The organism is Aeromonas sp. s5 (assembly GCF_040907865.1).
Taxonomy (GTDB): Bacteria; Pseudomonadota; Gammaproteobacteria; order Enterobacterales; family Aeromonadaceae; genus Aeromonas; species Aeromonas dhakensis.
The window spans coordinates 129,580-155,729 of record NZ_JBFOCO010000009.1; the positions used below are offsets into that span (position 1 = coordinate 129,580).

General features: G+C 65.8%; 20 protein-coding genes. 9 read left to right on the plus strand and 11 right to left on the minus strand.

Features of this window, described 5'->3' with window-relative positions; genetic code table 11:
* Positions 1-154 precede the first annotated feature (154 nt).
* Together AB5Y94_RS07170 and AB5Y94_RS07175 are read left to right on the plus strand one after the other, a co-directional pair.
* Entirely contained in the window at positions 155-1,471 is a 1,317-nt protein-coding gene (locus tag AB5Y94_RS07170; RefSeq protein ID WP_368205264.1) for a sphingomyelin phosphodiesterase, read from the plus strand.
* On the plus strand, positions 1,468-2,256 hold the full coding sequence (locus tag AB5Y94_RS07175; RefSeq protein ID WP_368205265.1) for a hypothetical protein: 789 nt from the start codon (positions 1,468-1,470) through the stop codon (positions 2,254-2,256). Before AB5Y94_RS07170 ends, AB5Y94_RS07175 begins: the two co-directional genes overlap by 4 nt.
* Before the next feature lie 39 nt (positions 2,257-2,295).
* On the opposite strand, the gene AB5Y94_RS07180 is transcribed toward AB5Y94_RS07175, so the two are convergent.
* Both AB5Y94_RS07180 and AB5Y94_RS07185 read right to left on the minus strand, forming a co-directional pair.
* Positions 2,296-3,777: an alkaline phosphatase D family protein gene (locus AB5Y94_RS07180; RefSeq protein WP_368205266.1), complete on the minus strand. Its 1,482-nt coding sequence runs from the start codon at positions 3,775-3,777 to the stop codon at positions 2,296-2,298.
* A 160-nt stretch (positions 3,778-3,937) separates the two neighbouring features.
* Complete coding sequence (locus tag AB5Y94_RS07185; RefSeq protein ID WP_368205267.1) at positions 3,938-5,158, minus strand: DEAD/DEAH box helicase; 1,221 nt, start codon at positions 5,156-5,158, stop codon at positions 3,938-3,940.
* A gap of 147 nt (positions 5,159-5,305) precedes the next feature.
* On the opposite strand from AB5Y94_RS07185, the gene AB5Y94_RS07190 reads away from it, so the two are divergent.
* Positions 5,306-6,115 carry a transporter substrate-binding domain-containing protein gene (locus AB5Y94_RS07190; RefSeq protein WP_019840840.1) on the plus strand — a complete coding sequence of 270 codons (810 nt, stop codon included), beginning with the start codon at positions 5,306-5,308 and terminating at the stop codon, positions 6,113-6,115.
* Positions 6,116-6,182: 67 nt separating this feature from the next.
* Here AB5Y94_RS07190 and tpx read toward each other — a convergent pair whose 3' ends face one another.
* A complete protein-coding gene (tpx, locus tag AB5Y94_RS07195) occupies positions 6,183-6,683 on the minus strand; it encodes a thiol peroxidase (RefSeq protein ID WP_010635170.1) in 501 nt (166 codons plus the stop codon).
* Positions 6,684-6,900: 217 nt separating this feature from the next.
* Here tpx and AB5Y94_RS07200 point away from each other — a divergent pair, with 217 nt between their 5' ends.
* Positions 6,901-9,306 (plus strand): zinc/cadmium/mercury/lead-transporting ATPase, encoded by a 2,406-nt coding sequence (locus AB5Y94_RS07200; RefSeq protein WP_368205268.1) that lies wholly within the window; start codon positions 6,901-6,903, stop codon positions 9,304-9,306.
* A 196-nt stretch (positions 9,307-9,502) separates the two neighbouring features.
* On the opposite strand, the gene pulA is transcribed toward AB5Y94_RS07200, so the two are convergent.
* On the minus strand, positions 9,503-13,537 hold the full coding sequence (pulA, locus tag AB5Y94_RS07205; RefSeq protein WP_368205269.1) for a pullulanase-type alpha-1,6-glucosidase: 4,035 nt from the start codon (positions 13,535-13,537) through the stop codon (positions 9,503-9,505).
* 280 nt (positions 13,538-13,817) lie between these two features.
* On the opposite strand from pulA, the gene AB5Y94_RS07210 reads away from it, so the two are divergent.
* On the plus strand, positions 13,818-14,228 hold the full coding sequence (locus tag AB5Y94_RS07210) for a hypothetical protein (RefSeq protein WP_017784615.1): 411 nt from the start codon (positions 13,818-13,820) through the stop codon (positions 14,226-14,228).
* Between the two features lie 59 nt (positions 14,229-14,287).
* Here AB5Y94_RS07210 and dmeF read toward each other — a convergent pair whose 3' ends face one another.
* Positions 14,288-15,244 carry a CDF family Co(II)/Ni(II) efflux transporter DmeF gene (gene dmeF / locus AB5Y94_RS07215; RefSeq protein WP_368205270.1) on the minus strand — a complete coding sequence of 319 codons (957 nt, stop codon included), beginning with the start codon at positions 15,242-15,244 and terminating at the stop codon, positions 14,288-14,290.
* Between the two features lie 71 nt (positions 15,245-15,315).
* Between dmeF and AB5Y94_RS07220 the strand changes: the two genes are divergently transcribed.
* The 3 genes from AB5Y94_RS07220 to AB5Y94_RS07230 all read left to right on the plus strand — a co-directional run bounded on the left by AB5Y94_RS07220 (position 15,316) and on the right by AB5Y94_RS07230 (position 17,940).
* Positions 15,316-15,591: a metal/formaldehyde-sensitive transcriptional repressor gene (locus AB5Y94_RS07220; protein ID WP_005308614.1), complete on the plus strand. Its 276-nt coding sequence runs from the start codon at positions 15,316-15,318 to the stop codon at positions 15,589-15,591.
* Between the two features lie 168 nt (positions 15,592-15,759).
* Positions 15,760-16,956 (plus strand): aromatic amino acid transaminase, encoded by a 1,197-nt coding sequence (locus tag AB5Y94_RS07225; protein WP_368205271.1) that lies wholly within the window; start codon positions 15,760-15,762, stop codon positions 16,954-16,956.
* Positions 16,957-17,016: 60 nt separating this feature from the next.
* A complete protein-coding gene (locus AB5Y94_RS07230; protein WP_139753303.1) occupies positions 17,017-17,940 on the plus strand; it encodes a LysR family transcriptional regulator in 924 nt (307 codons plus the stop codon).
* 43 nt (positions 17,941-17,983) lie between these two features.
* On the opposite strand, the gene AB5Y94_RS07235 is transcribed toward AB5Y94_RS07230, so the two are convergent.
* From AB5Y94_RS07235 to AB5Y94_RS07260, 6 genes are all read right to left on the minus strand, one after another.
* Complete coding sequence (locus AB5Y94_RS07235; RefSeq protein WP_005308607.1) at positions 17,984-18,307, minus strand: DUF1820 family protein; 324 nt, start codon at positions 18,305-18,307, stop codon at positions 17,984-17,986.
* A 179-nt stretch (positions 18,308-18,486) separates the two neighbouring features.
* Complete coding sequence (locus AB5Y94_RS07240; protein WP_139725819.1) at positions 18,487-19,338, minus strand: YjjW family glycine radical enzyme activase; 852 nt, start codon at positions 19,336-19,338, stop codon at positions 18,487-18,489.
* A 37-nt stretch (positions 19,339-19,375) separates the two neighbouring features.
* Complete coding sequence (locus tag AB5Y94_RS07245; RefSeq protein WP_368205272.1) at positions 19,376-20,902, minus strand: YjjI family glycine radical enzyme; 1,527 nt, start codon at positions 20,900-20,902, stop codon at positions 19,376-19,378.
* Positions 20,903-21,018: 116 nt separating this feature from the next.
* A complete protein-coding gene (locus AB5Y94_RS07250; protein WP_017408987.1) occupies positions 21,019-21,360 on the minus strand; it encodes an AzlD domain-containing protein in 342 nt (113 codons plus the stop codon).
* 2 nt (positions 21,361-21,362) lie between these two features.
* Positions 21,363-22,082, minus strand: a complete 720-nt coding sequence (locus tag AB5Y94_RS07255) for an AzlC family ABC transporter permease (protein WP_123247134.1) — start codon at positions 22,080-22,082, stop codon at positions 21,363-21,365.
* A 135-nt stretch (positions 22,083-22,217) separates the two neighbouring features.
* Entirely contained in the window at positions 22,218-22,694 is a 477-nt protein-coding gene (locus AB5Y94_RS07260; RefSeq protein ID WP_005308598.1) for a murein L,D-transpeptidase family protein, read from the minus strand.
* Between the two features lie 260 nt (positions 22,695-22,954).
* Here AB5Y94_RS07260 and AB5Y94_RS07265 point away from each other — a divergent pair, with 260 nt between their 5' ends.
* Positions 22,955-26,101 (plus strand): S41 family peptidase, encoded by a 3,147-nt coding sequence (locus AB5Y94_RS07265; RefSeq protein WP_368205273.1) that lies wholly within the window; start codon positions 22,955-22,957, stop codon positions 26,099-26,101.
* The last annotated feature ends 49 nt before the right edge of the window (positions 26,102-26,150 follow it).

Sequence of the window (26,150 nt, forward strand, 5' to 3'; positions counted from 1 at the left end):
ACCGGCACGCCCCGCCTCTTCGCCAACCTGTCCGCTCGCCCTGCCTCCCCATATGGGGCCTTTCATTTATTTGTAACAAAAATGTAAATGAAATGACCTCTGTGCCCGCCATAACAGTCACTTTCCTGCGTGTCTCAACCAAAAGGACTTCATGATGCACAAGCCCGTCAGTTATGCCGCCCTGCTGCTGGCCAGCCAGTTTCCGCTACAGGCGCTGGCCGATACCGATGTCTACCTCACCAACAACAGCCCGGATCCGGTCCAGCTGGAGATCCGCCAGAGCGGCTCCGGCGAGCTGCAGGCCGGCAGCCAGTGGATCCAGCACAGGACTGAGCTGGGCCCCTGGGAGAGCGCCATGGTGCTCAGCTTCAACCGCTACGAGGGGGTAAAGGCGGGCAAGAGCTATCTGTTCGAAACCCGGGTCACCACCCCCGGCGGTGACACCTATCGCCTCAACCAGCGGATGGAGGGCACCTGGTGGAACAGCACCCTGCAACACGGCGGCGAGACGCCGGCAGACAGCTCAGGCTGGCAGAGCGATCGCGCCATCCACCGCCTGAACGGGCCGCAGGAGCTGGCCTTCACCGCCAAATTCACCGGCCGCTACGACGATCTGCACTATATGCTCACTCCGCCACAAAAGCGGGAGCAACCGGAACCGGCGGAGAGCAAGCTCAAGGTGGCCAGCTACAACATCTGGGCGCTGCCAGTGATCGCCTCCAGCATCGGCGAGCGGCTGGCGCTGCTGCCCGAACACCTCAAGGGCTATGACGCCCTGCTGCTGCAGGAGGTGTTCGACGGCCGCCGCGAGGGCTTCCTGCAGGCGCTGGCCAAAGAGTACCCCTACCAGACCAAGGTGCTCGACAAGCCGGGGGTCAACATCCACGACGGCGGCGTGGTGATCGTCAGCCGCTACCCCATAGTGCGTGAGGCCCAGCTGGTCTATCCCCAGTGCACCGGCACCGACTGCTTCGCCGACAAGGGGGTGATGTATGCGGAGGTGATCAAGGGGGGCAAGGCCTGGCACCTGTTCGCCACCCACACCGCCAGCTTCGACACCGACGAGGCGCGCCGGCTGCGCCAGATCCAGTTCGGCCAGATGCGCACCCTGGCCGCCAGCCTCAATATTCCCGCCAGCGACACCGTCATCTACGGCGGCGACTTCAACGTCAACAAGCGCAAGTTTGCCGATGACTACGCCGGCATGCTGGCCAATCTCGACGCCGACGAGCCGGCCTACGGCGGCTACACCGAGGCCACCTTCGATCCCAGGATCAACCCCTATGCCGGTGGCCCGCTCTCCGGCGGCGCCAACGTGGAGTACCTCGACTATCTGGTGGTGAGCCGGGAGTACGGCGCCGCAAGCCACAACCTCAACAGCGTCTGGATCCCGCGCAGCAGCGACGGCAGCCTCTGGCCCGCCAGCAACCTCTCCGATCACTTCCCGGTCAAGGGAGAGATCAGCCGATGAAACGCCGTTACGGCTTGCTGGCGCTGGCGCTGCTGGCCTTGTTGCTGCTCAACCTGGGCGCACAGGAGGAGCCGGCGCGCCCGGCCTCCACCAGCCAGCCCCCATCGGGCGCCGCTGCCCCCGTGCCGGCACAGCGGCCAGGCTCCCCGGCGCTCGCCTCGCCGGTTGCCGCCAAACAGACCGGCTCCGAGCCACCTCCCGCCAGCTGGCGGGCCATGCCGGAGGCGCTGAGCCAGCAGCTCGCCAGCGAGGTAAGCGACAGCGATCTGCCGCTGGCCGAGCGGCTCGCCAATCTGGAAGGCGCTGAGGCCAGCTGGCTTGGCGAGGGGGAGAGCCTGTTTCGGCTGCAGGGGCGCTACGCCCTGGCGCTCGAGCAGCTGGCGCAGGAGAACGAGCAGTTGCCGCTGGCCGAGCGGCTGGATGCCCTCACCCGCTTGCAGGATGAGTGGGTGGCGGAGCACCCGGATCTGACGACTGAACTGTTCAACCCGGCGGCCCGGCTGCAGCAGGCACGCCAGCTGTGGGGGGACGAGGAGCTCGCCACCCTGGCCCGCCACTTCCTGCCGGCCGCAGAGGCCGAGGCGACCCTGCAGTTTGCCGCCAGCCGCCAGCAGCAGCTGGATCAGCGCAGCCGCTACCAGCAGCAGTTGACCGAGCTGGAGCAGCAGCTGGCAGCCAGCCGGGGCAACATGGACGAAGCGAGCTGGCAGCAGCACAGGGAGGCGGTGCTCGGCCAGTTCCGGCGCGACTTCTTCGCCCGTGACACCGCCACACCAACGCAATGAAAAAAGGGCCCTGACGGGCCCTTCGCATCTCCCCGGCCATCAGGCCAGCGGGTAGCTGGCCGCCAGGCCGTTCTCGCAATGCCAGTTGGCCCACAGCTTGTCGTCACTGCCCATCAGCAGGGTGGCGAAGTTGCGGGTACGCAGGTAGACGGGGGCGCCGAACGGCTTGATAAGCTCGGCGCGGATCAGCCGGCTCTCGTCGAGGTATTCGGGATCGTCGTTGGTCATGGCGAGGATCCCCATCCACTGGAACTGGGTGGGACAGGGGTGGACGATGCCGGAGGAGACCAGCTGGTGTACGTTGAGCCCCTCCCGCTTGTCCTGAATGACCCCGAGGCACCCCACGTGCACGTCGCCTGAGAGGATCAGGGTCTTGCAGCCAGGCTCCTTCTGGCGCCGCTGCCTGGCGTTGTCCAACAGCCGCATGATGAGGCGAGCCCGCTCCCCCTGATGGGCCTGGGCCCGCCAGTGATCCTTGAGATCGTCGGTCAGCTCCTCCTCCCAGGGGGTGGCATCGAACGCCGCCTCGGTGAAGGAGAAGTCGCGATAGACCACGGGCACCCCCGCCAGCACCAGCAGGTGGCCCGTGTCGCAGGCCGCCAGCGCGGCGTTGACCTGCTCCCACTGGGACGGGCTCATCACCTGGTCGCGGGTGCGATTGGCCCGGTTGTCCAGCGCCAGGATCTGGTAGCCCCGAAAACCGAGCCGCCAGGAGTGGTGATTCAGCGTCTTGTCCAGCAACGCCCCGTTGGCGCCAGTGCGCAGCTGGAACAGCCGGAAGTACTTGGTGGCGGCGGCATAGATGGCCTGATAGACCTCACAGTGCTGCAGATCCTCGGGGTAGCTGCCCCAGCCATCGAAGATGTCGTGGTCGTCCCACATCATGGCGCTCGGCACCCGGGCCAGCATGAAGGCAACCTCGAGGCGGCCCCACTGTTTGCAATAGAGGTCGCAATAGAAACGGTCGAGCTGCTCCACCATGGCCCGGGCCGCCTTGCGCTTGACCTTCTCCGCCCGGTCCAGCTCGTTCCAGGCCTTGAGGGTCGGCACGCTCGTCCAGAGGGAGTCCGCATAGACCTGATCTCCTCCCATCAGCAACAGGGAGAAGGGATGGGCCTTGTGCTCCGCGGCCAGCTTGTCCCACATGACGTAGGGGGCCGGAGTGGAGGTGAGCAGCTTGAAGTCGGAGAAACCGTTGCAGGAGGCGTAGCCTATCCGCACCGGCTCCTTCTTGCCCGGCAGATGGAACTGCCACTTGTCGTATCCCGCCAGATCCTGCGCCGGCTGCTTGTCCAGCAGGATCTCGTAGTCGACGGGGGTGCCGGCCTTGCTTTTGGGACTGGCCTGCCAGACCAGCCGCCAGAAGCCGCCTCTCGGGGTATCCGCCTGTTTGCTGGCGGCCTGCAGCTCGCCGTTGATCCGCACGGCTGCACTCTGGCAGCTGGCCTGCGCCATAAAACAGATGCTGTACTCGGTCTCTGACTCGAGGCCCAGCAGGGGGCCCATTACCAGACTGGTCATTCGTCATCCCTCCATGGTGAAACCCATGGAGCATAGCGAAGCGACCGCTGTTTGATAGTGACCAGGTGGGCAAACAGAAAGGGTCAGGGTTTGGCCCCGACCCTTTCACTGTTTGGCGCTGCGATGAACCGGCCTGTCACACCGGTCATGGCGGGGGGCGCTACGCCTTGCCCTTGAACTGCTTGACGCTGCGCTTGGCCTGAGTGCGACGGTTGGCCTGCTTGTCGCGGGGGGCGCGCTTGCCCTCCCCGCTGGCTGGCTTGTCGGTCACCGGGAAGCCGGCGAGATCGGCCAGCGGCAGCTCGCGCCCGGTGAGGGTGCGGATCGCCGCCAGGGTGTCGGCCTCGCCATGGCAGGTGAGCGAGATGGCGAGCCCGCTGCGCCCGGCCCGGGCGGTGCGGCCGATGCGATGCACATAGACGGGGGCGCTGGCGGGCAAGTCCAGGTTGATCACCAGCGGCAGTGCCTCCACGTGAATGCCGCGCGCCATCAGATCGGTTGCCACCAGCACCCGCACCTTGCCCGCCTTGAAGTCGCCGAGCGCCTGTTCGCGCACCGCCTGCTCCTTCTCACCGTGCAGGGCCGCCACCGCGATGCCCGCCTTGGCCAGTTTGCGGGCCACCCCGTCGGCGTCGTCCCGCGCACTGATGAAGACCAGCACCTGCGGCCACTCGTGGGCCTTGAGCAGGCTGATGAGCGCCGGCACCTTGCTGCTCTTGTTGACCAGATAGAGCCGCTCTTCGATGTCGTCGGCCACGCTGTTGCGAGGATCCGCCTCCACCCGCGCGGGCTCTTTCAGCAAACCGGTTGCCAGCGCCTCCAGTTCGGCGGGCAGGGTGGCGGAGAACAGCAGAGTCTGACGCTCGACCGGCATGGCCTTCATCAGCCACTGAATATCGGGCCAGAACCCCATCTCCAGCAGGCGGTCCGCCTCGTCCAGCACCAGAGTGCGCAGGCCGGCCAGGGTCAGCAACTGCTGGCCCAGCAGATCCCGCAGCCGCCCCGGGGTCGCCACCAGCAGCTGCGGCCCCAGCGCCAGCTCGGCCTGTTGCTGCGCCTGTTCCACCCCGCCGCACAGGGTCACCAGCCGCAGACCCAGCCCGGCGGCCGGCCCCTGCAACGCCTCGCTCACCTGCACCGCCAGCTCGCGGGTCGGTACCAGCACCAGCCCCTGCACCTCTGCCAGGGCGGGATCCAGCCGATGCAGCAGCGGCAGGCCGAACGCCAGGGTCTTGCCGCTGCCGGTGCGGGCCAGCGCCAGCAGATCCCGTCCCGCCAGCGCGGCGGGGATGGCCAGTTGCTGCACCCGGGTCGGGTGCTGAAGATTGGTTGGCAGGGCCGCCAGCAGGGCGGGGGCAAGGGCGAGTTGGTCAAAGGTCATGGCACGGTACGGATAAGCAAGTGGGAGGGCGAAGTCTAGTGAGCGGGGGCCCATAAGTAAAACCCAATCCGCTCAGGTGCCGGGCCGCCGCGCCAGGGTGCCGCTGGCTACACTTCAGAAAACCTCTCAAGGCGGAGCGACCCGACCATGACCCGATCCCCCACCCTGCCCCTCTTGCTGCTGCTCGCCCTGCTGGGGCTGACCAGCCTGGGGCTCTCCCGTGCCGATCCCCAGGCCACCCCCGCCGCCAAACCGGTGCGCATCATCAACGCCCACCTCGGCGAGCTGCCGGGCCTGATCAATGCCGACAAGACGGGTCCCTTCGTGGATCTGGTACGCGCCATCGACGATCTCTATCCGGATATCAGCATCCGGATCACCATCTATCCCCTCGCCCGGGCCATGGCCGGGGTGATCGCCGGCACCGCCGACTTCAGCCTGCCCGCCATCCGCAACCTGCAGGATGCCGACCTGCTGCCCTATCGCTTCAGCACCCGCAGTTTCGGCAAGGTGACCCACGTGCTCTACAGCAATACCGACCACATCATCACCCCCGACATGGCCTACGGCATAGTGCCCACCAAGCGGGATCTGCTGATCGAGGCCACCCCCGGCTTTCTGCCCATTCCGCTGCAGCGGTCGATGAGCATAGAGCAGTCCCTGCGCAAGCTCTCCCGCGGTCGCATCGATGCCTTCATCTGGGCCCAGGAGGAGGCCGACCTGATGCTGCGCCGGCTCAAGCTCACCAACATCCATCGGGAACACCTGGGGGATTTCGAGGATGTCTTCATCATCGCCAAAGGGCCCGCCGGCGACGAGATGGATCGCTTCCTCGGCGAGGCGATTGACCGGCTCGCCGCCTCCGGCAAGCTGGCCGAGATCTACGCCAGGTTGCACCGCCCCTACGTGGAGTGGCAACCCAAGCCCCCATCGCAGCCGCTCGCCACCTCCCCCTGACGGCAGCCGCCCATAAAAAATCCCGCCGGGGCATGGCCCCGGCGGGATTTTTGTCGACCCGACGCTATTACAGCACGGCCAGGGCGGCGGCGTAGTTCGGCTCGTCGGCCACTTCGGCCACCAGCTCGCTGTGCAGCACCTTGTCGTGCTCATCCAGCACTACGATGGCGCGGGCAGCCAGACCCACCAGCGGGCCGGAGGAGAAGGCCACGCCGTAGTCCTGCAGGAAGGAGACGCCACGCAGGGTGGACAGGTTCACCACCTTGTCCAGACCCTCGGCGCCGCAGAAGCGGGCCTGGGCGAACGGCAGGTCGGCGGAGATGCACAGCACCACGGCGTTGTTCAGGCTGCTTGCCTGCTCGTTGAACTTGCGCACTGAGGTGGCGCAGGTCGGGGTATCGACGCTCGGGAAGATGTTCAGGATTTTGCGCTGACCGGCGAAGTTCGCCAGGGTCACGTCACAGAGATCCTTGGCCACCAGGGAGAAGGGCTTGGCCTGTTCGCCAACAACCGGGAAGTGACCGGCGACGGAAACCGGGTTGCCTTGCAGAGTAACGGTATTGCTCATGTTATGTCCTTGATTATCGAGGGAGGATCAGGGCCTCCAGTATAGGCCCGCCGGGCGGGGACAAACACCCGCCAATCACAGGGATATAGGATCGCCAAAGCACCCGTCTGGAGGAGCAGAGAGAAAGGGGGTTGACCTTGGACTTAACACCAAGGTTTACACTCGGCTCAGTCATCCAGGATCCCGCAGGGGCGGGGTCCCTCAAGAGGAACGCACCATGAGCAAATCCTGCTGCAGCCATCAGCACGCCGCCCCCATCAAGACCGTCAGCAAGGCGGCCGCCTCCCAGGCCGAGCACAGCCACACCAGCCACTGCTGTGACAACACGGCAACGGCCAGTTGCGCGGCCACCCCGGCTCCCCACGATCATCAGGCGCGCGGGGTCGCCGACGTCCCCGGTGACGAAGAGCCCCCCAGAGGGGGCTGCTGCACCGACACCAAACACGACCATCACCATGAGCAGGGTCATGCGCACGATCACGCCTCCGCCGCGGACGAGCCGCCGCTGGACGCCCCCGAGCAGAACAGCCGCCGCCACAGCTGGCAGGTGCTGGGGATGGACTGCCCCAGTTGCGCCCGCAAGATAGAGACGGCCGTCAGCCGGGTGAGCGGCGTGCAGCAGGCCCGCGTGCTGTTTGCCACCGAGAAGCTGGTGGTGGATCTGGCCCCCGGCCTCTCCCCCGATCCCGTCACCGCCGCCGTGCTGGCCGCCGGCTTCCAGCTCAAGGGCGAGCGCGCCGGCAAGCCGGAGTCCGGCCGCGAACGCGGCCCGCTGCAGACCCTGCTCGGCAAATATTGGCAACCGCTGTCGCTGGCCGGCCTGATGTTGGTGGCGGCCCTGCTGCCGAGCCAGATCGGTCAGCCACTGTTTACCCTGGCCACCCTCTGGGGGCTGTGGCCCATCTCTCGCAAGGCGTGGGCGCTGACCAAGAGCGGCTCCCCCTTCGCCATCGAGACCCTGATGACGGTCGCCGCCGTGGGGGCCCTGTTCCTCGGTGAAACCGCCGAAGCGGCCATGGTGCTGCTGCTGTTCATGCTGGGCGAACACCTGGAGGCCTACGCCGCCGGCCGCGCCCGCGCCGGGGTCACCGCCCTGATGGCGCTGGTGCCCGACAAGGCGCTGCGCATCCGCACCACTGCCGATGGCGAGGTGCGGGAAGAGGTGGCCGCCGATGAACTGCGTCCAGGCGACATCATAGAGATCGCCCCGGGCGCCCGTCTGCCGGCCGATGCCCGCCTGCTCGACACCCTCGGCGCCTTTGACGAGAGCGCCCTGACCGGCGAATCCATCCCGGTGGAGCGCCGCCAGGGGGACAAGGTCCCCGCCGGCAGTCTGGCGGCGGATCGGGTGCTGCGCCTCGAGGTGGTATCAGAGCCCGGCAACAACGCCATCGACCGCATCCTGCATCTCATCGAAGAGGCCGAGACCCAGCGCGCCCCCATCGAGCGCTTCATCGACCGCTTCAGCCGCTGGTATACCCCGGCCATGATGCTGGTCGCCCTGCTGGTGGTGCTGGTACCGCCACTCGCCTTCGGCCAGAGCTGGGACGAGTGGGTCTATCGCGGGCTGGCGCTGCTGCTGATCGGTTGCCCCTGCGCCCTGGTCATCTCCACCCCGGCGGCGGTCACCTCGGCGCTGGCGGCAGCCACCCGGCAGGGGGCCCTCATCAAGGGGGGCGCCGCGCTGGAGCGCCTCGCCCACATCGATACCCTGGCCTTTGACAAGACCGGCACCCTGACTCTGGGCAAGCCGCAGCTGACCGAACTGGTGAGCCTCAATGGCCAGCCTGAGGCCGAGTTGCTGGCGCTGGCGGCGGCCATCGAGCAGGGCTCCCACCACCCGCTGGCCCGCGCCGTGGTGATGGCGGCCGGCGAACGGGGCCTCAGCCTGGCCGCGGCCCAGGAGCTGCGCGCCCTGCCCGGCATGGGGGTGGAAGGTCGCATCGACGGCACCCTCTGGCAGTTGCTGGCACCGAGCCGGGTCGCCACCCTGGATGCGGCGACGCAGGCCCGGGTTGCCACCCTGGAGCAGCAAGGCAAGACGGTGGTGGTGCTCGGTCAGCCTGATGCCGCTCCAGCGGCCCTGCTGGCCCTGCGCGACCAGATCCGCCCCGAGGCGGCCCCGGCCCTGCGCGAGCTGAGCGAACTTGGTCTGCAGAGCATCATGCTGACCGGTGACAACCCCCGCGCCGCCGAGGCCATCGCCGGCGAGCTCGGCATGGGCTGGCGCGCCGGCCTGCTGCCGGAGGGCAAGGTCGATGAGATCGCCAAGCTCGGTCTGACGCAAAAGGTCGCGATGATCGGCGACGGCATCAACGACGCGCCGGCCATGAAGCGGGCCAGCATAGGCATCGCCATGGGGGGCGGCACCGACGTGGCGCTGGAGACCGCCGATGCGGCGCTGACCCACAACCAGCTCGGCGGGGTCGCCGCCATGATCCGGCTCTCCCGCGCGGCACTGGCCAACATCCACCAGAACATAGCGCTGGCGCTGGGGCTCAAGGCCATCTTCCTGGTCACCAGCCTGCTCGGCATCACCGGCCTGTGGATTGCGGTACTGGCCGATACCGGCGCCACCGCCCTGGTCACCGCCAACGCCCTGCGCCTGCTGCGCAAGCGCTAAGTCGGCCGTTAACGGCACAACCAACAGCCGTCCCCCTCGGGACGGCTTTTTTATTGCACCGCCTTCAACGACAAAGAAAAAGCGCGGCTGCCGGTCGGCAGTCGCGCTTTGCTTACTCTCTCGGTGTTATCCCACCCTTGGCAAGGTGGAATTCAACCCTGGGCTGCCGAGCCAGCCCCGGGCTCGATGGGAATGACTACTTGGCGCTGCACTCCTGGATCACCGCAGTGCCGGCCTTGGTGCCGGCCGGGTCAACCTTCACCAGCACGCTCCACAGCCCCTGCGGCAAGGTGATGCTGTTGTTGGCGCTGCCCGCCTGGGAGAAGGCTAAGGGGTAACCGGTCTCCGCCTTCAGCGCTCCGCCGCCGTTGAGCAGGTACTCCTTGCTCCAGTCCTCGTTGGCCACCTTGAACTCGGTGCTGCCGGTGTAGTTGAAGGCCGCCTGATAGATGGCGAGATCCCCATCCATCCCCTTGTAGCTCAACTGGTACTGGGGCTGAGCGGCCCAGCCGGAGAGCTCGCCTTTGACGAACAGGTTGTAGCCGAGCGGATTGCCCGCCACCGTGTCCAGCACCTTGCAGCTCTGCACCGGCTCGGTAAAGCTGACGCTCAGGGTGGGCTTGTCCTTGTTCATGGCGGTAAACACGAACTTGTAGCTGCCCGCCTTGGCCAGATCGAGCCCAATGTTGCCGGTATCGCCACCCTTGCAGAGGGTCAGCGGAGTGCCGACCACCAGCTTGTCACCGGCGTTGCAGCTGCCGTAGTTGAGGGGACCCCAGCTGGCGTCCGCGATCTTGACGTTGGTGGTGCCCAGCTTGTCGCTGCTCACCTCGGTGGTGAACTCGTACATGAAGTTGCTGCTGAAGATCATCTGGTTGGTGTTGCCCCACTCATCGAGGAACCCCTTCAGATAGACGGCGGTGTCACCGAACGGCGGTACCGTGCTCAGATCCGTCTTCTTGCCGACCGGCAGGCCGCTACCCTGGGCACCGCTCTGCGGCTTGACGAACACCGCCGCCGACCAGGCTCCCAGGGTCAGGGTACCACCATTGACGGCGGCATCGCGGGCGATGCTCTCGCCGCCGTGGTGGGCCGGGCTCAGCTGCAGGCTGGTCAGGTCGATGGGCTGATCGTTGCCGTCACGGAAGTCGCCGATGCTCTGGGGAGCATTGGTGGCGTTGATCATCACCACCAGACCGTCGATGGCCGGATCCAGATCCGCCCCCGCATTGACACCGTCATCCACCGTCATCACGATGAGGCCGGGCACCTGATCCGGGCCGGTATTGCGAAAATCGACCCGCTTGATCACCTCGGCGCCACTGCCCAGACGCAGCAGACGGGAGGATTGACGCAGCTCGGCCAGCTCCTGATAGAAGCCCACCATGGTCGCCATGTCGGCACCGCTCGGCTTGACGTGCTTGCCGAGCACCTGCTCGATCAGCGGATAGTTGTCGCCATCCTTGTCCTTGCGCGGCAGCCCCTTGTCGAAGTTGTTGTCGGCCAGGGTGTAGTCGACCCGGTTGTACCAGTCACCCGAGTCGTAGCTGTCCCGCTCCATGGACTTGGAGCGCAGCAGCTCGACACCGGCGTGGGTGAAGGGAATGCCCTGCCCCAGCATGGCGGTGGCGAGCGATACCCCCTGCATCCGCACCAGATCGGCCCCTTGCGGCGCCTTGTAGATCAGGTTGTCGAACAGGGTCTGGTTGTCGTGCTTGTCGACGTAGTTCTGGATTTCGGTCGGATCCTGGGCATAGCCCGCCGGCTGACCGTTGTAGTCGATGTCGGCCCCCTTCTTCGGCATCCCGTCCTTGTCGGTCAGGATGAACTCCTTCAGGTTGCCGGCCATGCCGAGGCGCACCAGGTCGCTCTGATGCAGGGCGGTGGCGCGATCGACGCCGTCCATCTCGTTGGCATCCACCAGGGCGCCGTTGCCAAAGCCCTGGGTCTTGCGAATGGTGTCGCCGCCGTCGAACGGACTGCCACCGCGCACCGCATCCCGTAGCCGGTCGGAGAAGGAGCCGATGCCGGTGCCGGCCAGGTGTTTCTGGGTCGCCTGCACGAAGCGCTTGTCATCCTGCACCTCGCCGAAGTTCCAGCCCTCGCCGTAGAAGTACATCTCGGGGTTGACCTGCTTCACCGCGGCCAGCGCCTGCACCATCTGATCTTTCGGGTGGTGGCCCATCAGGTCGAAGCGGAAGGCGTCGATCTTGTAGTCGCGCGCCCAGGTGACTAGCGAGTCATCCATCAGCTTGGCGAACATGGCGTGTTCCGGCGCCGTGTTGGAGCAGCAGGTGGAGTTCTCCACCGAGCCGGTCTCCGGATTGAGGCGCTGATAGTACCAGGGCACTATCTTGTCGAGCACCGACTTGGGCCCCAGGCCCGCCTCGTTGGTGTGGTTGTAGACCACGTCCATCACCACGTTCATGCCGATGTTCTGCTTGATGGCCTTGACCATTTCGCGGAACTCCAGGATGCGCTGGCTGCCCTCGGCGTTGGTGGCGTAGGAGCCTTCCGGGGTGGTGTAGTGGTAGGGGTCATAACCCCAGTTGAAGGAGTCGACGCCGCGCAGGTAGCCGTAGAGCTCCTGCACCTGCGGGTTCTCCTTGCTGTCGCTCCCTTGCAGATCGCCGAGCACGGCTTCGATGGTCTGGCCGCTGCTGCAGTAGCCGGCGAACTTGGAGTTCTGCACCTCGGGGTTGACCTGGCACAGCTTGCCGAAGTCGTCGCCGATGTTGGCGACCTTGGCCGGATCCTCGTTGACGGTGGCGATGTCGAACACCGGCAGCAGGTGCAGGTGGCTGACGCCGCTCTTGGCCAGCGCCTGCAGGTGCTTGACCGGCGCCGTGTCGGTATCGGTCAGACCGAGGAACTTGCCGCGGTGCTCGGCCGGGGTGGAGTCGTCGTTGCCGGTCAGATCGCGGACATGGGCCTCATAGATGGTGATGTCGGCGGGATTCTGCTGGCTGTGGGGCGCCTTCAGGCTGTCCCACCCTTCCGGCTTGAGGGCCGGATCGTTGAGATCCACCACCTGGCTGAACTCGGAGTTCATCGTCAGGCTCAGGGAGTAGGGGTCGGTCACCTGATAGGATTCCAGCTTGCGACTGACCGGGTGATAGACCTGGATGTCGTAGCGGTAGAACTTGCCCACCAGCTCGCTGCCGCCCTGCACGCTCCAGCTGCCACTGGCCTCGTCCAGGGTCATGGTGCGCTCGCCGATCGACTTGTGCTGCTCGTCGAACAGCGCCAGCTTGACCGATCTTGCGGTCGGCGCCCACAGCCGGAAGGTGACATGGCCCCCCTCCACCACGGCGCCATAGGTCAGCTTGGTGGCCGCCTCGCTGTAGAGGGCATCGAGGGCGCCGGCGCTCTGCACCAGGGTCGCCCCCTGCAGAATGCCGTCGGCGTCGGTGCCGATGGCCACCAGCTCACCCTTGAGCAGCGGCTTGAGATCTTTCCCGGCCGGCAGGGCGAAGGCGGCGGCATCCTTGAGATGCGGATACTTGGCCTGCTGCTCGGCGGTCAGGCTGGTCGGGGTGAGGGTAATGTAGGGGAAGTCGAACACCCCTTCCGCGTTGGCCTTGATGGTGCCGGAGTCGGTGTAATAGAGGCGGACATGGGGCTTGTCCTTGCCCCCTTGCCAGATCAGGGTGTTGCCGTCGATCAGGTGGGCACTGGCGCCTGCCACGCCGAAGGCGGCGGTGAAGGCCTCGGCCCGGCTGCCGAAGATCTCGTTCTTGCCGGCGACGATGGCCACGGTGCGGTCCGGATGATCGCTGAAGACCACCTTCATGTCGCTGCCGGTCAGGTTGGCCAGATCGCCGTTACGGGCGATAAAGTTGATGCACCCTTCCACCTTGCTGAGGGGCACCACCCAGCTCGGGCCGAAGCCGTCGACCGCGGCCGGGGTGTTGGCCTTGTCGTCCCAGCCTGCGTTGAGGCCGCTCTCGGCGGTGGCGTTGCAGGCGTCGTTGTTCCACAGGTGCAGGCTGTAGTTGGCGAAGGGGCCTGTGACTCCGCGGGCGGCGCTGGTCTGGGTATCCACCAGGGCTATCACCGCCTGATCGGGCCCGGCCACCAGCTGTTCGGCCGGGGGTTGTACATTGGGCAGACGGGCGACTGGGCCGTCCGAGGGTTCCGGGGTGGGGGAAGTGCTGTTGTCATTGCAGCCGGACAAAAGCGCGAGCAGTGAGGCTGTTACCAGCGCCACCTTGGTCTTTTTCATATCCATTTTTTTATAATTCCCGCTGTAGTTAGTCTCGATATTCGAGTACCCGGTCATTGCCGAGCGGGGCCATATTAATCAGCTGAAATCGTTTCAAATGTGAGCAGGAAGGCAAAAAAGTTAACCTCTTTCAACAAGATAACGTTTTCATAACGAAAATCGGATCGGGCTCACAGACCCGTCGTCCGTTTCGGCCCATACCAGCGGAAGGCGCGTCCAATTTCGGAAAAAAATATTTCCGATCAAATGGATAAGTGAACAAGAGCGAGCAAAGGAGCAACCGGAGATGAAACGGATTGAGGAGCAGGCCAGGCGGCTGGATCAGGAGTATCAGGGGATTGCCCAGCTGTTCGACCAGTTCTGCCAGCAGGCGGGCACCCTGGCCGAGCAGTACCACTTCTTCAACTGGCCGGATTACGAGGATACCCCGCCCCTCGCCCGCGCCTTCACCCTGCTGGGGGAGCCACGGGAGCTGCGGCTGCGCTGCCAGCCGGGGGAGCGCGGCAGCCTGAGCGGTCTCATCCAGGTGTGCGGCGAGGATGGCACCATCCACGCCAGCCTCGGCTTTCATCCCGACGGCCAGCTGCAGCTGGAGTCGGGCCGGCTGCTGGACAATCCACCCGGGCTGCTGCTCAAGCTGCTGCTCGGCGCCATCTGGCAGCACAAACCTGACGATGTGCAGGGCCCGCCCCACTGAGCCAGACAAACAGAAAGGGGCCTTGGCCCCTTCCTGCTGTTGCGGCCAACCGGTCAGGATCAGGGGGTGCCCACCTCTATGGTGACGTGCACCAGCTCCTCGTGGATGGCGAGCCGGGCGCGGATCTCGCTGGCGGAGAGCGGCGCCGCCATCAACAGGGAGAGCACGCAGGCATACTGCTGCTGCCCCACCCGCCAGACGTGCAGATCGCGGATCTCGGTCTGTGGCAGCTCGGCTATCACCTCGCGGATCTCTGCCACCAATGGGGCATCCATCTCGGCATCCAGCAGCACCCGGCCGGAGTCGCGCAGCAGCCCCCAGGCCCACACCGCCACCAGCACGGCGCCCACTATGCCCATCAGAGGGTCGAGCCAGTCGGCCCCCCACAGCATGCCCCCCACCAGCGCCAGAATCGCCAGCACCGAGGTGGCCGCATCCGCCAGCACGTGGATGTAGGCGGCGCGCAGGTTGAGATCCTGATGGCCGTGATGATCGGGTGAGTGATCGTGGTCGTGGTGATCATGATGGTGGTCGTGGTGATGATGGTGATGATGGTGATGACCGTGATCATCCTTGAGCAGCCAGGCACAGGCCAGGTTCACCAGCAGGCCGACGATGGCGATGGCGATGGCCTGCTGGTAGTGGATCGGGCTGGGATCCAGCAGCCGGAACACCGACTCGAACAGCATCATACAGGCCACCCCCACCAGCAAGAGGGCGCTGGTGAAGCCGCCAAGCACCTCGATCTTCCAGGTGCCGAAGCTGAATCTGTGGTCGCGGGCGAAGTGGCGGGCGGCGCGGTAGGCCAGCACCGAGAGGCCGAGCGCCAGCGCGTGGGAGCTCATGTGCCAGCCGTCGGCCAGCAGCGCCATGGAGTTGTAGAACCAGCCGCCACCGATCTCCGCCACCATCATGACGACGGTCAGCAGCACGGCCCAGCGGGTCTTCTGTTCGGCCAGCGGATTCCCTTCGTGGACGACGGGTTGGTGGCAGTGGGATGAGGCGAGGGATGACATGGATTTCTCCTGAGGACGACAATGCAATATACTATACCCCAGTATAGTTTTATTGATCGAGAGGATCCTGCATGTCACACACCATTCACGGCAAGAAGAAGCTGCTGGCGCGGGTGCGCCGCATCAAGGGGCAGGCAGGGGCACTGGAGAGCGCGCTGGAGCAGGAGAGCGACTGCGCCGCCATCCTGCAGCAGATCGCCGCCATTCGCGGCGCCGTCAACGGCCTGATGCTGGAGGTGCTGGAGGGCCACATGCGCGAGCATCTCGGCGCCGAAGAGGCGACCCCGGCCGAGCGGCTGGAGGATCTGGATCAGGTGGTGCGGGTATTGCGATCCTATCTGAAGTAAGGCCGGTGGAGGGGGCCGCGAGCGGCCCGCATCATCCCGTTTACGGCTGGGCGGCATCGCTCCGCCAGCCCGCGTCCCTTTCAGACTTGAGCCCTCGCCGGCTTTACGCCATGATGACCGCCGATCATTGATCGCCATATTCTGGATTCCATTTCGCAAGGACCCCCCATGTTTGAACACGTCGATGCCTATGCTGGCGACCCCATCCTGACCCTGGTCGAGACCTTCCACAAAGACACCCGCGAGCAGAAGGTGAACCTGGGGATCGGCCTCTATTACGACGAGCAGGGCCGCATTCCGCTGCTGGCCTCGGTACAGCAGGCCGAAGCGCAGCGCGCCGCCGCCCCGGCCCCCCGCCCCTACCAGCCGATGGAAGGCGCCGCCAACTACCGCACCGCGGTGCAGCACCTGCTGTTTGGTGCTGACCACGAAGCGGTCAAGGCCGGTCGCATCGCCACCATCCAGACCATCGGTGGCTCGGGCGCCCTGAAGATCGGCGCCGATCTGCTCAAGCGCTACTTCCCGACCTCAGAGGTGTGGGTCAGCAATCCCACCTGGGACAACCACAAGGCGATGTTCGAGGGGGCCGGCATCAAGGTGCACGACTACCCCTACTACGATGCGGCCACCGGCGGCGTGCAGTTCGACGCCATGATCGACTGCCTGAGCAGCCTGCCGGCCAAGAGCATCGTGCTGCTGCACCCCTGCTGCCACAACCCGACCGGGGTGGATCTCTCTCGCGCCCAGTGGGACCAGGTGATCACGCTGGTGGTCGAGAAGAACCTGATCCCCTTTATGGACATCGCCTATCAGGGCTTTGGCGACGGACTGGAAGAGGATGCCTATGCCATTCGCGCCATGGTGGCCGCCGGCGTCAGCTTCTTCGTCAGCAACTCCTTCTCCAAGAACCTCTCCTTCTACGGCGAGCGCTGCGGCGGCCTATCGGTCATCTGCCAGGATGCCGAAGAGGCGGGTCGGGTACTAGGCCAGATGAAGGCCACCGTGCGCCGCAACTACTCAAGCCCCCCCACCCACGGCGGCCAGATCACTGCGGCCGTGATGAACGACGCCAGCCTGCACGCCATGTGGGTTGGTGAGGTGACCGAGATGCGCACCCGCATCAAGTCGATGCGCGAGAAGCTGTTCGAGGTGCTGAGCGCCAAGGTGCCGGGCCGTGACTTCAGCTACTTCATCAACCAGCGCGGCATGTTCAGCTACACCGGCTTCACCCCGGAGCAGGTGGACAGACTGCGCGAGGAGTTCGCCGTCTACCTGGTGCGCTCCGGTCGCATGTGCGTGGCGGGTCTCAACAGCCGCAACGTCGACTACGTGGCCGACGCCATGGCTGCCGTGCTCAAGGGCTGATCCCCGCAAGCCCCGCTCAGGCGGGGCTTTTTGTTTGTCCCGTTTGCTCGTGGAACCGTTATGGATCTCATTGCCCTCTCCCGCCTCGGCGGCCGCCATCTGGTTACCCTGCACCTGCTGCTCGACAGCCAGAGCGTCACCCGCACCGCCGAGCGGCTCTGTACCACCCCCTCCACCGTCAGCAAGACCCTCAACCAGTTGCGGGATCTGCTCGGCGATCAGCTGCTCTACCGCCAGGGCAACCAGTTGTTGCTGACCCCGTTTGCCGAGCGGCTCGGCCCCACCCTGCACCGGCTGCTGAGCGAACTCAACGGCCTCACCGGCCAGGGCGGCTTCGATCCCGCCAGCTGGCAGGGGCAGCTGAAATTCGCCCTGCGCGAGAGCGGCATGGTCTGGCCCATGGGGCCCATCCTGGCGCAGCTGATGCGCGAGGTGCCGGGCCTGGTGCCCGACATTCGCAACAAGGATGAGCAGGGGCTGGCGGCCCTGGCGGCGGGCAAGCTGGACTTCGTGATCCTGCCCCACGATCAGAGCCAGCCGCTACCCCGCCAGCAAGGGCTGGTGTGGGAGACACTGCGAGAGGACAAGCTGGTCTGCCTGCTGCGTGCGGATCACCCGGCGCTGGCGCGGCCCTGGGATCTCGATGCCTACCTGAGCTGGCGCCATATCGCCATTCGTGATCAGGAGCTGGCCAACCCCTTCTTCGAACAGAGCCTGGCCCAGTTGCAGGTGCGCCGGCAGATCGCCGCCATCCTGCCCGATTTTGGCAGTGCGGCGACCCTGCTGCACCAGAGCGATCTGATCCTCACCGCCGTCAACGGCTGGGCCGAGCAGGCGGCCCCGCACGATCTGGTGAGCCGGCCGGTACCGTTTGATTACGGCGCCGTCACCCACAGCCTGGTATGGTACGGCCCGGCCGGAGAGGAACCGGCGCGACGCTGGTTTCGCCAGCGGATCCTGCAGCTGGCCCGCGCGCTGGCATGATGAGGGCCGTGCCCGGCACAGGCTGTGCCAGGCACGACTGTGCTCAGGGTTTCTTGGTGTAGATGGGGCCGGGGAAAGGAGAGACGTTGTTGCCCAGCTCGGTGATGCGGGCTGCCCCCTGCTTGCGCACCTGATCGACCCGCAGCACGTGGTGCATGGGGATCATGGTGCGATTGACGTCGGCAAACTCACTCTTCAACTTCTCGTGGCTGGGGTCGACGATAAGCGCCGTGTGGTTGTCCCACACGAAGTTGGCGATCTCGATAAAGCCGAACAGCTGACCCTGGCTCACTTCCCTAACATAGACTTCGTAACGCTCGTTGTGACAAATGAACTGCACTCGATATAAGGCGTTGGATTCACTCATGTTCGTCTGTTGATGGTGGGCGATTGACCCATTCTAGCCGCCCCCTCGCAGAGCTCAAATAGACAGCAATCACAGTTACGTCATCTCAAGACTCAGGCAGCAAAAAAGCCGGCCAGCTCGTCGCAACCTTCATCAATAAACATGAAACTCCTTTGCGATCAGTGCATTGAATAAATCTTTCAGAGCAAGGGCGGCAGAGTGACGGGGCCAAGCCCCGCCGCCGCCAGCGCCGCGGCCAGTTGCTCCAGCTCCTCTCGCGTCGCCTCTGGCCAGCCCTGCGCCGTCCCGCGCACGCCGTGATGGCGAAAGCCGTTGAGGCGGATGGGCACAGGCCCCAGAGAGTGCAAGAAGGCGGCGAGCCCGCCATCCAGCGTGCCGTCGGCGGCGAGATAATCGCTCTGCCCCGGCACCTGCAGCAGGCGCACCTCCGCCAGCTTGCCCGCCTGCGCCAGCAGTTGCAGCGAGGCCAGCACCCGCTCGCGGCAATAGCCGGTCAGCGTGTGATGCACAGAGTCGTGCCACCCCTTGAGGTCGATCATGGCGCCGTCCAGCACCGGCAGCAGCCGCTGCCAGCCTGCCTCGGCGAGCGAACCGTTGCTGTCGAGCAGGCAGCCGAGATGGGCCAGATCCGGCGCCCCCTTGATGGCCGTGAACAGCGCGATCACGAACGGCAGCTGGGTGGTGGCCTCACCGCCGGAGACGGTAATGCCGGTCAGCAACGGGCCGTAGCGGCGCAGCAAGGCCAGCACCTCGGCCACCGTCATGGTGGCGGTCTTGGGGCTGGCGCTGCGGGGGCACACATCGAGACAGGCATCGCAATCGGTGCAGCACGCCGCCTGCCAGCTGACCCTTCCTTCGTGCAGGGTCAGGGCCCCGCTCGGACAGCCCGGCACACAGTCACCGCAGTGATCGCAGAGACCGATGGTGTGCGGGTTATGACAGCCGGGGCAGGCGAAGTTGCACCCCTGCAGAAACAGCACCAGCCGGTTGCCGGGGCCGTCCACGCAGGAGAAGGGCAGCCAGCGGCTCACCGTCGCGCTGCGCGCCGCCCCTGCCCGCCTGCCGCACTCAGTAGTCACACAGGGTCGCCTCGCGCCCCACCACCCGCGGCGACCGCTGGCAGATCCCGGTCAGCTCGCTCGCCTCGGCGCCGAGGCAGGTGGTCTGCAGCCGCGAGCCCTCGGCCGCGAAGCGGGCCACGTCGCTCTTGCGGATCATGTAGCCGGTCACCCGCACCAGGTCGCTGTCCGCCACGTTGGCGGTGAACTCGCGCATGCCGATGGCAAGCGCCCCCTTGCAGAGCTGCAGCAACGCCTGCGGGTTCTGGCGGATGGTGGGATCCAGGGTGAGGATCTCGCTGATCCCGGAGTGATAGAAGCCGTGGTGAGGGGCCAGCGCCAGCACATGGCTGGCGGGATCCGGCTCCTCGCCATAGGGAATGCGCACCCCGGGGGTGACCCCGCGATCCACGCTGAGCCCGCCCTGGGAGTGGAGCAGGGCGCGGCCGCCCCAGGCGTGGCGCTGTGGCGTTTCGCTCACGTAGCGAGCGAGCTGGGCCGAGATGCGATAGCCCAGCTGGTTCGCCTCCTCGTCACAGCCGTAGCGCTCGGGCAGATTCTCCTTGTCCATCAGAAGGTTGACCGCCTCGGCCATGCCGTAGATACCAAACATGGGCACGAAGCGACCCTCCTCCAGCAGCCCCTCCTGCACCAGGAAGCTGTCGAAGAAGCCGGACTCCTGGTGCAGGAAGGCCGCGCGCGCCTCGATCAGGCGGGAGGCGAGGCGGCAGTAGTGGGGCAGCAGGCAACCCAGGAAGTCGTCGATGCCGTGGGCCTGCTCGGCCACCCGCTTGAGGGAGACCCGTACCAGGGTATTGGCGCCGCCCGCCTGGGGCAGGGCGTTGTAGCAGCTGACGATGCCGAAGCCGCGCTCGTCGAAGGTGTTGCGATGCAGCGGGTAGTTGGCGATGTGGGGCTTGCTGCAAGCCGCTATGTTCTGTACCCCCTGCAGCAGCAGGCTGTCCGGGGTCTGCGCCGGATCATGGAACAGGGTGAGGTTGGGGGCCACCTGCTTGAGCTCGCCGTCGATGCGCAGGATCAGGCGGCAGAGACGGTTGTCGTCCGGGCCGATATTTACGTGCATAAAGGCATCCGGCAGCACCCGGTCCAGGTAGATCCAGAACCCCTTCAGCTTGCGATAGAGGGTCTCGTCATCCAGATCCCTGACGAAGGGCAGCAGCAGGTGGTCGAGCCGGCCCAGCCAGACCGGCATGCCGGTGACGGAGGGCACGTGGTGGTAGAGGATGCGCAGAGCATCGAGCGCCTCATCGAAATCCTGCGGCGGTGCCAGCTCCAGCCAGGCAGAGCCCTGGCGCAAAAACTTCTCGTAATCCGGCAGCACATAGCGCGGCTTGTAGGGGGCGTGTCCCTCGAACATGTCGCAGACCAAGCCCTTGGCCATCGCCTCGCTCACCTCGGCGGGCAGCGCGGGATAGGGCAGCGCATTCTCGGCGGCCAGCGCCAGGGAGTGGCTCTTCTGGGCCGGTGACAACAGGGGATCGCGCACGATGCGCTGGCAGGTTTCGGTGAAGGACATGGCTCGCTCCTCGACGGATGGGAGCTAAATCCTCACACTTGAGAGGTGTTTTTTGAAGTGACATTCACAACATGGCGGATATCCAATGAAGACATCCGCCATGCAGGATCACGGGCCTAGCCCAGCCAGGGCAGCAGCTGTGCCACGCCCCCCTGCCAGCGCAGCAGGAAGAAGCCCCCCATGCCGACCACCACCACCAGCAGGGTCGGCAGCCGCAGCAGAGTCAGCGCCGTCACCAGCAGGGTGGCGACTAGGTAGTCCGGATCCCAGCTCAGCCCAATGCCAGGCTGGTAGCTGAAGACGATGGGCAGCCAGATGGCGGTCAACACCGACTGGGCCGAGAAGCTGAGGAAGGCCCCCATCTCGGCGCCCGGCTGATAGCGGGTCAGCCGCGAGAAGAAGGCGAAGCGGTTGAAAAAGGTGATCAGGGCCAGCAGGCCTATCATCAGCCAGCTCATGATTACCTCCTCATCCGGTGCAGCACATAACCCACCAGCATGCCGGAGAGCGCCGAGATGATGATGTAGACCTCCGCCAGCAGCGGCTTGGTGAGCAGCGCCATGGCCCCGCTCACCAGGGTGGCCGCCACCATGGGCAGGTTCTTCATGGCGGGAATGGTCATGGCGATGAAGGTGGCGGCGATGGCGAAGTCCAGCCCCATCTGATCCAGCCCGTCGATGTACTGGCCGGCGGCGATGCCGAGCAGGGTCGCCACATTCCAGAACAGATAGAAGACGAAGCCGGCGATGAGCGCGTAGGCCGGATCGAAGCGGCCGCTGCGCTCCCTGTCTTTGAGCGCCACCGCGAACATCTCGTCGGTCAGGAAGAAGGCGAGACTGGCGCGCCAGCGCAGGGAGAGCGGCAGCACGTCGCGGCGAAAAGTGAAGCCGTAGAGCAGGTGCTGAGAGGTGATGACGAAGGTGGAGCCCATGATGGGCAGCAGCGGCGTGCCTGCCCCGAACAGGGTGGTGGCCGACAGCTGGGCGGCGCCGGCATAGACCAGCAGCGACATCAGCTGGGCCTGCAGCGGGCTCAGTCCCACCTGCAGCGCCAGGGCGCCGCACAGGATCCCCCAGGGGATCACCGAGATGGAGAGCGGCAGAATATCGATGGAGGCGCGCCACCAGAGCGCACGGGTACTCTCGGCCCCGACGGACGGAGAGAGGGTTGCTGACGGCATGGGATCATCCTTGTTGCGGCCACGGCGAGCCGGAAAAACTAGCACAGCACGGGGACGGATACCAAGAGGCTGCGGGTAAAGAAAGGAGGGAGCCAAAAAACAGAACGCCACCCGAAGGTGGCGCGCTGCAGAGAGTCAGGGCTGAATGATGATGGGAGTGCCGGGTTCGATGGCGTTCCACACTTCGTCCAGATCCTTGTTGAGCATGGCGATGCAGCCATTGGTCCAGTTGGACGGCTGCAAACGGGTGTTGCCTATGCTGTTGCGCTGACCGTGGATCATGATCATGCCGCCCGGTCGCACACCCATCTCGTTGGCCGCCTTGATGTCGTCCAGATTCGGGTAGTTGATGTGGATGGCCTTGTAATAGTTGGAGTTGGTCTTCTTGTAGTCGAGGATGTAACGGCCTTCCGGCGTGCGCTGATCCCCTTCCCGCTGCTTGTGCCCCTTGGGAGCCGGACCCAGAGCGATCCAGTAGCGTTTGACCTCCTTGCCATCCTTCATCAGGGTCAGGCTATAACTCGATTTCTTCACCACCACCATATCGGCGGACAGGGTGGCAAAACTCAATGCGGGCCACAGCCCCAGCAAACACAGTAATACGGCTCTCATTCCATCCCTCGGCAAGCCTCTGGTAAGGGCTTTTCTGTTACCAAATCATCTGAACTGCACCGCCTGGTGTGGCGGGCGAGCGCCATCATATTGGATCGCCATCAATACTCAATATATCCAGAGAAACATATCCCGCGCCATCTTTTATAGATTGTTACAATTAACTGCCAAAACAACGGGATAACCCCCCTATCTCGGGATAGTCCCGGGTGGGACATTGGGGGAAGATAAGGCGCTTTTCACCTCTCAGGAACCTCACGATGCGATACCGACTCTCACTGCTGCTCCTGCTGCTCTGCTCCCCCCTGCAGGCGGCCGAGCCGCTCTGGCTGCGCGAGCCCGCCCTCTCCCCCGACGGCAAGCAGCTTGCCTTCACCTGGCAGGGCCGCGTCTACCTGAGTGCGGGGGATGGTGGCAGCGCCGTGCCCCTCACCGACGGCAGCTATCTGAGCCAGCGCCCGCTCTGGTCGCCGGATGGCAAGCTCATAGCCTTTGCCGCCAACCTCTACGGCAACGAGGACGTGTTCGTGGTGCCGAGTCGCGGCGGCGAGATGGTGCGGCTGACCCGCGACTCGCGCCCCGATCTGCCCCAGGCCTTCAGCGCCGATGGCAAGCAACTGCTGCTGAGCAGCCAGCGCCTGACCAACCCCGATGCCGATCACTTCGTGGCGGAGGGGTATCGGGCCAGCAACCTCTACTGGACGCCAGTTACCGGCGGTCCGCTAACCCCGGCCCAGCCCCTGCCCGCCACCCTGGCCCGCCCTCACGGCAACCAGCTGGCCTACCAGATGCCGGGCATGGATCAGCCGTTTCGCAAGCATCAGCACTCGTTCGCCGTCTCCCGGCTCTGGCTGTTCGACGGCAAGCAGCATCGCCAGCTGACCGAAGACAGGGTTGCCGCCAGCGATCCGGTCTGGGATGAGCAGGGCAAACAGCTCTACTACCTGAGCGAGCGCAGCGGCGATTTCAACGTCTGGCAACGGGATCTGGCCAGCGGCCAGGATCGCCAGCTCACCCGCTTCAAGGGTCACCCGGTGCGCGGCCTCAGTGCCTCCCGCCAGGGGGATCTGGTCTGGTCCTGGCAGGGGGAGCTCTACCGCCTCGATGCAGGCAGCGACACCCCGCACAAGCTCGCCATCCAGCCGCTGTTCGCCAAGGTGCCGGCCGAACAGAGCTGGCAGCCCGGCCCCGTCGACGAGGCCATCGCCCGCCAGGACGGAGAAGAGGTGATCCTGGTCAGCCAGGGGGATCTCTACGCGGTCGACACCCGGCGCGAGCGGGTACGCCAGCTCACCCGCCACCCCAGCGAACAGTCGGCGCCGCGCTATCTCGATAAAGAGCAAGAGCTCATCTACCTCTCCGAACAGGAGGGGCCGGCGGCATTGTATCGCCTCAAGAAGGAGCAGCCGGACACCCTGTTCAGTGCCCCCGGCACCCTGATCGAGGAGAAGCTGCTGGCCATCCCGGGCGCCGCCATCAGCGTGCCGACCCTCTCCCCCGACGGCAAACAGCTCGCCTTCGTGGTGGATGGCCAGGCCGTCCATCTGCTGGATCTGGCCAGCGGCAAGCAGCGCCAGCTGGTCGCCGCCGAGTTCAACCCTTCCCGCCATGCGGTGGAGCTGGCCTTTGCCCCCGATTCGCGCCACCTGGCGCTGACCATCCAGCCCGACTCCAGCCAGCAGGAGATCGCCGTCATCGACACCCGGGATGCCAAGGCCAAGCCGGTCAACGTCAGCCTCAACGGCTATCGGGATGGCGAGCCAGCCTGGAGTCAGGATGGCGGCATCCTCTACTGGCAGTCCACCAAGTACGGCGTGCTGGGGGCCGATGGCGAGCCCCTCGGCGGCAGCCTGCTCGGCCTCTACAGCAGCCGCGCCGCCAGAAGCGACTTCCTTGCCGAACAGGCGCCGCCCAAGGCTGGTTACGGCTTCGAAACCGACCGGCTGGCACACCGCGAGGCGCTGCAGTTGCAGCCAGAAGGCACCGTCCTCGCCAGCCGCATCGTCGACGATCACCTGGTCTATCTGGTGGAGACCAGCGGGGCCAACGGCGAGAGCGAGATCAAGGGCTACGCCCGGGATCTGCGCAAGGGCGAGACCAAGCTGCTGTTTGCCGAGCAGCCGGGGCCGGCGCTGGCCAGCCTCAACCAGGATGCCAGCCTCGCCACCCTGGTGCGGGAGGGGGAGATCGCCCTCATCGATACCCGCTCAGGCGAGGCCAGCAGCCACCCCTTCACTCTGCTGATCACCGCCAGCTGGCAGGATCGGATGACAGCTGCCTTCGACCAGATCACCCGCCTCACCCGGGACGAATTCTACCGGGCCGACATGAACGGGGTGGACTGGGACGGCTACGTGGCCGCCTATCGCCGCCTACTGCCCGGCATCAGCAACGAGCGTGACTTCGGCAACCTGCTGGCGGAGCTGGCCGGCGAGCTCAATGTTTCTCACACCTGGGGCAGCGTCCCCGACTCCTCCCTGCGCATGCCGGACGACACCGCCAGCCTCGGCGGCTACTGGCGCGAGCGGCAGGGAGCGGTCGAGCTGGCCGCCCTGCTGGCCGGCGGCCCGCTGGAGCAGGAGACGGATCTGGCGCCGGGCGCCCGCCTGCTGGCCATCAACGGCACCGAACTGCACAGCCTCAACGAGCTGGATGCCCTGCTCAACCATCAGGCCGGCCAGCGGCTGGCCCTCACCCTGTTGCCCAAGGGGGCCAAGGAGCCGCACCAGCTGGAGGTCACCGCCATCGACCAGCAGCAGGAGTATCAGCTGCAGCTCGACGGCTGGATCGCCAAGCGCCGCAACCAGGTGGAACAGTTGAGTCAGGGGCGGGTCGGCTACGTCTATCTGCCGGAGATGAGCAGCGCCGTCTATGAGGAGGTGGTGGCCGACGCCCTCGGTCGCCAGCGCAACCGCGAGGCGCTGATCGTCGACGTGCGCTTCAACAAGGGGGGTTATCTGGCCAACACCCTGGTGGAGTTCCTCACCGGCAGCGGCAGCGCCCAGGGCATGGCCAGCAGCTGGCCGCGCCTTGGCAAGGGTGAGACGGACGCCGCCACCCGCCAGTGGACCAAGCCCTCGGTGGTACTGGTCAATGCGGGCAGCTACTCGGAAGGCTCGGCCTTTCCCCAGTACTACCGCACCCTCAAGGTGGGCCCCATCGTCGGCGAACCGGTGCCGGGTACTGGCACCATGGTGTACGGCCACACCTCCAGGCTGATCCCGGGCCTCGCCTACGGCATCCCGACCCTGGGACTGCGCAACCCCGACGGCACCCTGTACGAGAATCAGGAGCTGATCCCGGACGTGCAGGTGGCGCTGACCCCGGCCGACATGCTGGCGGGGCGCGATCCCCAGCTGGCAGCCGCGGTGAAGGCCGCCCTCGCCCAGCTGCCGGCGGCCAGATAAGTCCGCCATAAAAAGAGGAGCCGGCCGGGCTTGCCCGGTCGGCTCCGTC